This is a genomic window from Mesorhizobium sp. WSM4849, assembly GCF_055811385.1.
In genome coordinates, this window is sequence record NZ_JBVVPW010000034.1 from 61,440 (window position 1) to 70,190 (window position 8,751).

Genomic DNA, 8,751 nt, shown 5'->3' on the forward strand with positions numbered 1-8,751 from the left:
CGATTGGAGCCCAATGGGCCCTTGGCTTACCCGTCGCCGCGGCGCACCAGCATGTCGAGCGCAACGGCCAGGACAAGAACGGCGCCGGTGACGATCATCTGCCAGTAGATCGACACGGCGAGCATGGTCATGGCGTTGTTGATCAAGGCGACGAAGATGACGCCGAGAAACGCGCCCAGGACGGTGCCCTCCCCGCCGCGCAGACTTGCGCCGCCGATCACGGCGGCTGCGAGCACCTGCAATTCGAGCGCGTTGCCGGCTGTAGGCGTACCGCTCATCAGCCGCGAGGCGAGGAGGACGCCGGCAAGCGCGGCGAGCAGTCCGCTCAGCATGTAGGCGAGTGTGCGGACGCGATTGACGGCCAAACCCGAGAGACGCGCCGCCTTCTCGTTCGAACCGATGTAGTAGAGTTGCCGGAAGAAGCTTCCATGCCGCATGGCGAGGTCAAAGACGACCACCAGTGCGAGCGCGACCCAAAGAAGAAACGGCAGGCCGAGAATCTCGGCGCGGCCGGCCCACCCGAAGGCCGGCGGTAGATTGCTGAGCGAGAATCCTTCGGTCAGCACCAAGGCGATCCCGCGGGCGATCGACATCGAGCCGAGAGTGGCGACCAGGGGATTGACACCGATCCTGGTGACGACGATGCCGTTGGCAAGGCCGATGATGACGCCAAGAGCAAGCGCACCAAGAATCGCCAGCGGGATGGAGGCGCCGCTTAACAGAAGAAGCGCCGTCACGGTACTCGCTAGCGCCAGCACGGAGCCGACCGAGAGATCGAATCCACCAGAGACCAGGAGCACCGTCATGCCCACAGCGATGATCACGGTCGGCGCCATGCCGATGGCTATCGCACGGAAGTTCGCCAGCGACAGGAAGACCGGCGAAGCCAGCGACATTCCGACGATGATCGCAACGATAAGAACCAGTAGCGTCAACTCGCGCGTCTCGACGAAGCGCCGAAGGACACGGCTGCCGAAACGCGAAGGCCACCGACCGACCTCGTCGACGCTCATGCCGCCTCCCCTTCGCGCTTGTGACCGATGCCGGAGGCAAGAGCCATTACACTCTCTTCCGTTGCCAAACGTGTCGGGAGATCGCCGACGATCTGTCCCTCTCGCATGACGACGATCCGATCGGAGATGGTGAAGAGCTCCGGGAGGTCAGAGGAGATCAAGAGAATCGCCTTACCGGCAGCAGCGAGGCGGCGGATTTCCTTGTGGATCTCCCTTTTCGCTTCGACGTCGACGCCCTTGGTCGGCTCGTCAATCACGACGATCGCCGGGTCGCTCGCAAGCCACTTCGACAGCATCAGTTTCTGCTGGTTGCCGCCGCTGAGTTTTCCAGCCGCCGCCGCAAGGCTCGGCACTCGTATCCGGAAGCGTTCGACCGCCCTACCCGCCGCCGCCGTCGCCGCCGCCCTCTCAATCCAACCGAGCCGCGCAAAGCGGCGAAGCGCAGTCACGACGAAATTATCGGTGACCGACATCGACAGGAACAGGCCTTCCGCTTTGCGATCGTCCGGCACATAGGCGATGCCGCGGGCCATCGCGTCGCGGAGACCACGCAGGCGCGTCGGACGGCCCTTGATCTCGATCGCAGTTCCTCCAGACGGCTGCCGCAGGCCGACGAGGCTGCGTGCAAGCTCGCTGCGGCGCGATCCCATCAGGCCCGCGAGACCGACGACCTCACCGAAACGTATTTCAAGCTCCAGATGTCGAGATTTGCCCTTGGCTCCGTTGCCACGAACTGCAAGCGCCACCGGACCCGGCACGAGCGCCGTCTCGGCTGCGAAGATTTCGAGGTTCCGGCCGACCATGGCGCGGACGACGTCGTCGATGGAAGTCTCCGGCACCGCGCGCGTGGTCATCCTTCGGCCATCGCGCAGCACGGTGACGCGGTCGGCGATCCGGAAGACCTCGGCCATGTGATGGCTCACATAGACGATGCCGATGCCCCGGGTCTTAAGCCGAGTGATGATGTCAAACAGCGCTGCGACCTCATCGGAGGTGAGCGCCGAGGTGGGCTCGTCGAGGAGAAGGATGCGAGCGTCGAGCGACAGCGCCTTGGCAATCTCGACGAGCTGGCGCGTGCCCGCGGGCAAGCGGTCAACCGGGCGACCGACATCGATTTCGATGCCGAAGGGGGAGAGGATCTGCTGGGTCCGCCGCCGGAGCTCGCTCCAGCGTATGACCCCGCAGGCCGTCGGAGCCCGGCCGACAAAGACGTTCTCGGCGACCGTCAAGGCCCCGGCGAGGCTAAGCTCCTGGAAGACCGTGCTGATGCCGAGCGCCTGCGCTCTGGATGGGTCGTCAATGGTGACCGCCCTCCCGTCGATGTTGATCGTACCCTTGTCGGGCGCGACCACACCGGAGAGGATGGCGAGGAGTGTCGATTTCCCGGCACCATTTTCGCCGACAAGCGCATGCACCTCGCCCTGCCTCAGATCGAAATCGACGTCGCCAAGGGCCCGCGTCGTGCCGTACCACTTCGTGATGCCGCTGAGCTCGAGGAGCGGTGCCGCCATCAGCTCGCCTCCGGAATTCCTTTATCCGCGGCGGCAATGTCCTCAATTCCGTTGGAATAGGTCTCGCGCGTCCGTCCGATATGGATATCCAGAACCGCTATCGTTGCGTCTGCGTCGCCACGCCGGATGGTGTCGAGCATCTGTCGATGCTCCTGGAACGACAGCTTCGTGTGAAGCGGCTTGCCGGCAAGGTGGGTCCGGAGCGCTGCGATCTTGCCGACATAGCGCTCATAGCTGTCGCGGAGATAGCTATTGCCGCAGTGCTCGAAGAAGGCCGCGTGATAGCGGGTGTCCAGGGACAGATAGAGCCGCTGGTCACCCTGACGCTGCGCGGTTGCCATGCCGCGCACGATGTCTTCAAGCTCCGCCGCGAAGCCATCCGGGCCGCGCGCGATGGCGAGCCTCAGCGCCGCCGTTTCTACCGCACTCCGGAATTCACAGATCTGATGAACCTCGCGAGCGCTCAGCGTGAAGACGAAGGCGCCGCGCTGCGGATAGATCAGCACCAGGCCCTCGGCGCGGAGCTGGGCGAGCGCCTCTCTGACGGGAGTCTTCGACACGCCGAGATCGTCGGCGAGCTGACGTTCAGAGAGAGGCTGACCCAACGCGAGGTCACCGTGGACGATCGACTGGCGGAGCTGGTGGAGCACGGTTTCCGCAAGCGATTTGGGTCGCTTGATCCTGGCGACGGGAAGCCGGCCGCTGATTTTGGTATTGCCTGCCATCTGCAAGGTGATATACCAGACACCAGAAAGTTCGGCAACAAGAAGCGGCTTCGCTGACGGCCCGTTACGAAGCCAAGGTACGTGCTCCGGGGAGGAGACATGGACAGAGCCGAGCTCGCGCTCGACTGCCGTAACCTGCACGGCGAGGGAATTCTGTGGAACCACCATGACCGCCGGGTCTGGTGGACGGACATCCACGGGAAGCGTCTGTGGTGGCTCGAACCCTCATCAGGTGCTTCGGGTTCAATCGCCATGGCGGACCGCGTCTGCTGCTTCGCGCCCCGCGAGAAAGGCGGTTTCATTCTCGCCCTCGCAAAGGAGGTGGCGTTCTTCGACCCCGGCACCGGCGAACTCGCGACGATCCATCGCTTCGAGCCCGACAAACTGGCGACGCGCCTCAATGACGGCCGCACGGATCGCCAGGGCCGATTCATCGCTGGCGGAATGAACGAGGGTTCCGGACCGGAAAAGTCGACCGTGTTGCGGATCGATCCCGACGAATCGGTAACGACGATCATTACCGGCGTTGGCTGCGCCAACTCGACCTGTTTCTCGCCCGACGGGCGCCGCATGTATTTCGCCGACACCTCCGTCGGAACCATCTGGGTCTATGACTACGATCCGGGCACCGGGGTTCCAGGCAACCGACAAGTCCTCAACGATTTCAAGGGAGAGCCGGGCATTCCGGACGGCTCGTGCGTCGACGCTGAAGGCGCCGTGTGGAATGCCGAATGGGAAGGCCGGCGAGTCGTCCGCATCCTGCCCGACGGGAGCATCGACCGGGTGGTCGAGGTGCCGGTGTTGAAGCCGACCTGCTGCGCTTTCGGCGGGCCTGAGCTCGAGACTCTCTACATCACCACATCGCGACTGGAGGCGACGCGGGAGCAGATCGCCGCCGAGCCGACGGCCGGCTCTCTCTTCGCTTTCAAACCCGGCGTGCGCGGCGTCGTGGACGCGCCGTTCGCCGGATAGAACCCGTCAAGCGTCCAAGGGAGGAAAGACATGAGCTTCAGCTTTCGATCGTTGATCGCGATAGCAGCGACAAGCGCGGTCGTAGTACTCACGGCGACCGGTATTGCCCTCGCCATCGACTACGCCGCACCGCAACCGCTTCAACCCGGCGCACAGGCGCCGATCACCAAGGGCGCCGGCAAGGACAAGATCCGCATCGCCTACATGCCGCCGGCGACCGAGTTCAACTACTACATCGCCATCGGCGAGGGCCTCAAAACCGCAGCGGCCGAGAAGGGCAATGTTGAGACCTTCATGCTCGCCCCGCAAAGCGGCGCCGACATCAACGGCCAGATGGGCATGATCCAGGACGTGATCACCCAGGGCGTCGACGCCATCGTCCTGTCGACCCATGACGAGGCGGCCGCCGCTCCGCTCGTCAAGCAGGCCGTCGACAAAGGCATCTCCGTCGTCATCGTCAACTCCGACATCGCCAACTTTCCGACCCCGGTCCATGCCGTGGTCGGCTATTCGCAACGCAAAGGCACGCATAAGATCGGCGAATACCTCCTTGAGAGGCTCGGCGATAAATCGGTCAAAGCCGCGGTCATCGAAGGCCAGCCCGGCTACCATTCGACAGAGCGCGTCGGCGGCTTCCTCGACGCCGTCAAGGGCAAGCCGAATGTGGATATTGTTGCGAGCATTCCCGGCGGCTGGAATGTTGAGGGTGGCAACACCGCCGGCATGGACCTGCTCCAGGGTCATCCGGACGTCGACGTCATCTTTGCCGCGAACGACTACATGATCATGGGTGCCCAACTCGCCGCTAAGTCGCTCGGTCGAAACGACTTGATGCTGCTTGGCAATGATGGCGACACCGCCGCTCTCGAGGAGATCAGCAAAGGCACGGTCACCGCGACTGTCAACACGACACCATTCGTCATGGGCCAGATTGCGTTGCAGGTCGCGATCGACGTGCTCGACGGCAATTTCGCAGGAGGCTTTGTCGAAACACCGACCACGATTGTCGACAAGGCCAATGTGCTGCCGGTTCTGCAGGCGCCCGACAAGCTCTATCCGAAGCCGTCGATACAGTATTGAGACGAACTCATGTTCCTTAAGCAGCACCTCCCTCGCTCGGCCGGATCACCCGGTCGGGCGAAGCAAGGATCGCGTGGAGAGCTATGGAAGAGAGCGTTCCCGTCTGGGAGCTGAGGAACGTGACCAAGCGTTTCCCCGGCGTTGTGGCCAACGATTCCGTGTCGCTCAGCCTCGTTGCCGGGCGGATTCACGGCCTGCTCGGCGAGAATGGCTGCGGCAAGTCCACGCTTGTCAAGGTGCTATGCGGGGTGCATCAGCCCGATTCGGGCGAGATCCTGTGTGCGGGCCAGCCGGTCGTGCTTTCCGACCCGATCGCCGCGCGGCGCGCAGGGATCGCCACGGTCTTTCAGGAGTTCTCGCTCGTCCAAACGCTATCGGTCGCGGAGAACATCTATCTCGGCCGGCTTCCGGGAAACCGATGGCGGATAGACTGGCCGGCAATGCGCGAGGGAGCCCGGCGCGTGCTTGGCCGCATCCACGTCGCGATCGACCCGGACGCGATCGTGGGCGAACTCTCAACCGCCGGCCAGCAACTCGTGGAGATCGCCAAGGCGATCGCGGCCAACGCCTCGATGATCATTCTCGACGAGCCGACCACCGCCCTCGGCCCCGACGAGATCGCCGAGCTTCATCGCCTTCTCCTGCGCCTCAGGGACGATGGCAGGATCATCCTCTACATCTCGCATCGCCTGGACGAGGTCGTTGAACTCGTCGACGAAGCAACGATCCTCAAGGATGGGCGCGTGGTATCGAACGCAGCGGAAACGCCGGTCGAGATTAGCGCCATTGTCCTTAAGATGGTCGGCCGCGTCGACGAACACTTTCCCAAGGCGGCGAATGCCACGGGTGACGCCCTCCTCGACGTGCGCTCCATCCACACGAGCAACCGCGTCGCCGGCGCTAGCTTTACGGTTGGCCGCGGCGAGGTCTTCGGCCTTGGCGGCGTGCTCGGCTCCGGCCGCACCGAAATCGCCCGCGCCCTGTTCGGGGTCGATGTGCTTCGGCAAGGCGAAATCCGGCTTCGCGGCAAATCGCTCAAGCTTCTGTCCTCGCGCGACGCGATCGCCGCCGGGATCGCGCTTGTGCCGGAGAATCGAAAATCCGACGGGCTCTTCTTCAATTTCAGCGGGCTCGAGAACATCTCGATCGCCGGGCTCGGCCGGATCACGCGCGGAGCCATGCTCGACCACGCCCGCGAACGACGGCTTGCCCACGGCCTGATCCGGAGCCTCAGAATCACGCCGACTGCCGGGACGGCGCTGGTCGGCGAGCTTTCCGGTGGCAACCAGCAGAAGATCGTGATTGCCCGGTGGCTGTTCGCGGAGGCCGAGCTTTTCGTTCTCGACGAGCCGACCCAAGGTATCGATGTCGGGGCCAAGATCGCCGTGTATCAGCTCATCAACGAGCTTACAGCCGCCGGCAAGGGCGTCATCCTGATCAGCTCCGACTATGACGAGCTGCTCGCGATGAGCGACCGGATCGGCATTGTAAGCCGCGGAAGGATCGTCGCAATCCGCGATGCCAGGAGCCTCGACAAGGCCGACCTGGTCAAGGCCTCCGCCGACCAGGAGGAGCTCGCCGCATGAAACGGTTGGTGAGCAACCAGATCGTCGGTCCGCTTGCTGCCCTTCTCCTGGTGGCTGTCGTCGTCGCGCTCACCACCAACCGCTTTCTCGATGTCGGCAATCTGTCCAACCTCATTCTGCAGGTGAGCATCGTTGCGATCGTTGCGATCGGCTCGACCATCGTGATCTTCACCGGCGGCATCGACCTTTCCCCCGGTTCGGCCATCGCATTGATGACCATGGTTTTCGCCATGGCGATCAAATTCGGGGACGTGCCGCTGCCGTTGGCGATTCTGCTCGTCCTTCTGATCGGCGTGCTCCTTGGCGCCGTGAACGGCGTCCTCACCGCCTACCTTCGTATCCCGTCGTTCATCACCACGCTCGCGGCGCTCTCGGCGTTCCGCGGCATCGCCTTCATGTTCAACAACGGCTCGCCGGTATTCTCCGTGCACCCGAAGCTCGAGCCGATCTTCTACGGCTCTCTTCTCGGGGTGCCGCTGCCGCTCTTCTACGTCGTCGGCCTTTACGCACTCGCCTTCTTCGTCATGCGCTACACCGCCTTCGGCCGCACGATCTACGCGGTCGGCGGCAACCCGCAGGCCGCGGCGCTCTCCGGGCTCAATGTCGCCCGCACGCGCTTCCTTGCCTTCGTCATTGCCGGTGCGATGGCGGCAGTCGGAGCCGTGCTCATGGCCGCACGGCTCAATTCCGGCTCGCCTAATTATGGCGTTGGGATGGAGCTCTCGGCGATCGCCGCCGCAGTGATCGGCGGCGCAAGTCTCGCCGGCGGTCGCGGCGAGATCGTGAGCACCGTGATCGGCGCGCTTACCATCGTCATCGTCCAGAACGCGCTCAACCTCAACGCCGTGCCGGCGTCGGCCCAGAACGTCATCATCGGCGCGATCATCGTGACCGCGGTCGGTGTCGACATGTGGCGCGCCGAGATCGGCCGCGCACTCGCCTTCATCGTCGGCGCGCTCACCTTGCCAGGACAAAAAGGAAAGGTAGATCAATGACTGCCATAACCTTCTCCCACATCGGCATTACGGTCCCTGACCTCGAAAGAGCTGTTGAGTTCTATTCCATGGCCTTCGACTGCTATGTGATCATGGGGCCGACCAAGGTCTCCCAAGACGACAGCGCCATCGGCCAGATGTGCGACGACGTCTTCGGAGCCGGCTGGGGAAGTTTCCGGATCGCCCACCTCTCGACCGGCGACGGCATCGGCATCGAGCTCTTCGAGTTCCCCAAAACCCGTCCGGAGGAGCGGCCCTTCGAATATTGGCGTCCGGGCATCTTCCACATCTGCTTGCAGGACCAGCATCTCGAAGAGCGCGTCAAGCGCATCGAGTCCCTCGGCGGCCGCCAGCGGATGAGCCAGGTCCGCTACTACTATCCCGGCGAAAAGCCTTACCGCATGGTTTATTGCGAGGATCCCTTCGGCAACATCATCGAGCTCTACAGCCATTCCTACGAGCTCACCTATTCGGCCGGCGCCTATGTCTGAGGCGCGGGAGGGAAGCGGCATGGCGGCACACCCCAAGGTCGTCATCACCGACTACGATTACGGCAATCTGGATATCGAACGGGCCGTACTGGAGGCAGTCGGCGCGCGCGTCGTGGGGCTCCAGGCCAAGTCGGAGGAGGAACTGGCTGCCGAGACGGTCGACTGCGACGCGGTGATGAACCAGTATGCCCGCATCGGCGCGAAAACAATCGAACGCATGCAGCGCTGCCGGGTGATCGCCCGCTATGGCGTCGGGGGGGGGGGGGGGGGGGGGGGGGGGGGGCCGCCCCCCCCCCCGCGGGGGGGGGGGGGGGGGGGGGGGGGGGTAAGAGGAGGGGGGGGGCCGCCCCCCGGGCGGGGGGGGGGGGGGGGGGGGGG

The 8,751-nt window shown here is 64.2% G+C and carries 8 protein-coding genes; 5 read left to right on the forward strand and 3 right to left on the reverse strand.

Annotated features, from left to right (window positions below; all coding sequences use genetic code 11):
• Positions 1–26: 26 nt before the first annotated feature.
• From AC0L3L_RS29455 to AC0L3L_RS29465, 3 genes are read right to left on the reverse strand one after another with little or no spacing between them, the layout of a single operon-like run.
• Positions 27–1,013, reverse strand: coding sequence for an ABC transporter permease (locus AC0L3L_RS29455; protein WP_473489837.1), 987 nt, complete (start codon positions 1,011–1,013; stop codon positions 27–29).
• A complete protein-coding gene (locus AC0L3L_RS29460) occupies positions 1,010–2,524 on the reverse strand; it encodes a sugar ABC transporter ATP-binding protein (RefSeq protein WP_123149328.1) in 1,515 nt (504 codons plus the stop codon). The genes AC0L3L_RS29455 and AC0L3L_RS29460 overlap by 4 nt, the downstream gene beginning before the upstream one ends.
• Positions 2,524–3,249 carry a GntR family transcriptional regulator gene (locus AC0L3L_RS29465; protein ID WP_473489839.1) on the reverse strand — a complete coding sequence of 242 codons (726 nt, stop codon included), beginning with the start codon at positions 3,247–3,249 and terminating at the stop codon, positions 2,524–2,526. The genes AC0L3L_RS29460 and AC0L3L_RS29465 overlap by 1 nt, the downstream gene beginning before the upstream one ends.
• Before the next feature lie 99 nt (positions 3,250–3,348).
• On the opposite strand from AC0L3L_RS29465, the gene AC0L3L_RS29470 reads away from it, so the two are divergent.
• From AC0L3L_RS29470 to AC0L3L_RS29490, 5 genes are all read left to right on the forward strand, one after another.
• Positions 3,349–4,221, forward strand: a complete 873-nt coding sequence (locus AC0L3L_RS29470) for an SMP-30/gluconolactonase/LRE family protein (protein WP_123149326.1) — start codon at positions 3,349–3,351, stop codon at positions 4,219–4,221.
• A 30-nt stretch (positions 4,222–4,251) separates the two neighbouring features.
• Positions 4,252–5,301, forward strand: coding sequence for a sugar ABC transporter substrate-binding protein (locus AC0L3L_RS29475; protein ID WP_123149325.1), 1,050 nt, complete (start codon positions 4,252–4,254; stop codon positions 5,299–5,301).
• 119 nt (positions 5,302–5,420) lie between these two features.
• Complete coding sequence (locus AC0L3L_RS29480; protein WP_258122435.1) at positions 5,421–6,887, forward strand: sugar ABC transporter ATP-binding protein; 1,467 nt, start codon at positions 5,421–5,423, stop codon at positions 6,885–6,887.
• The gene (locus AC0L3L_RS29485) at positions 6,884–7,882 is read left to right on the forward strand and encodes an ABC transporter permease (RefSeq protein WP_473640542.1); all 999 of its coding nucleotides are present in this window, start codon (positions 6,884–6,886) and stop codon (positions 7,880–7,882) included. The genes AC0L3L_RS29480 and AC0L3L_RS29485 overlap by 4 nt, the downstream gene beginning before the upstream one ends.
• Entirely contained in the window at positions 7,879–8,373 is a 495-nt protein-coding gene (locus tag AC0L3L_RS29490) for a lactoylglutathione lyase family protein (RefSeq protein ID WP_473640544.1), read from the forward strand. The genes AC0L3L_RS29485 and AC0L3L_RS29490 overlap by 4 nt, the downstream gene beginning before the upstream one ends.
• The last annotated feature ends 378 nt before the right edge of the window (positions 8,374–8,751 follow it).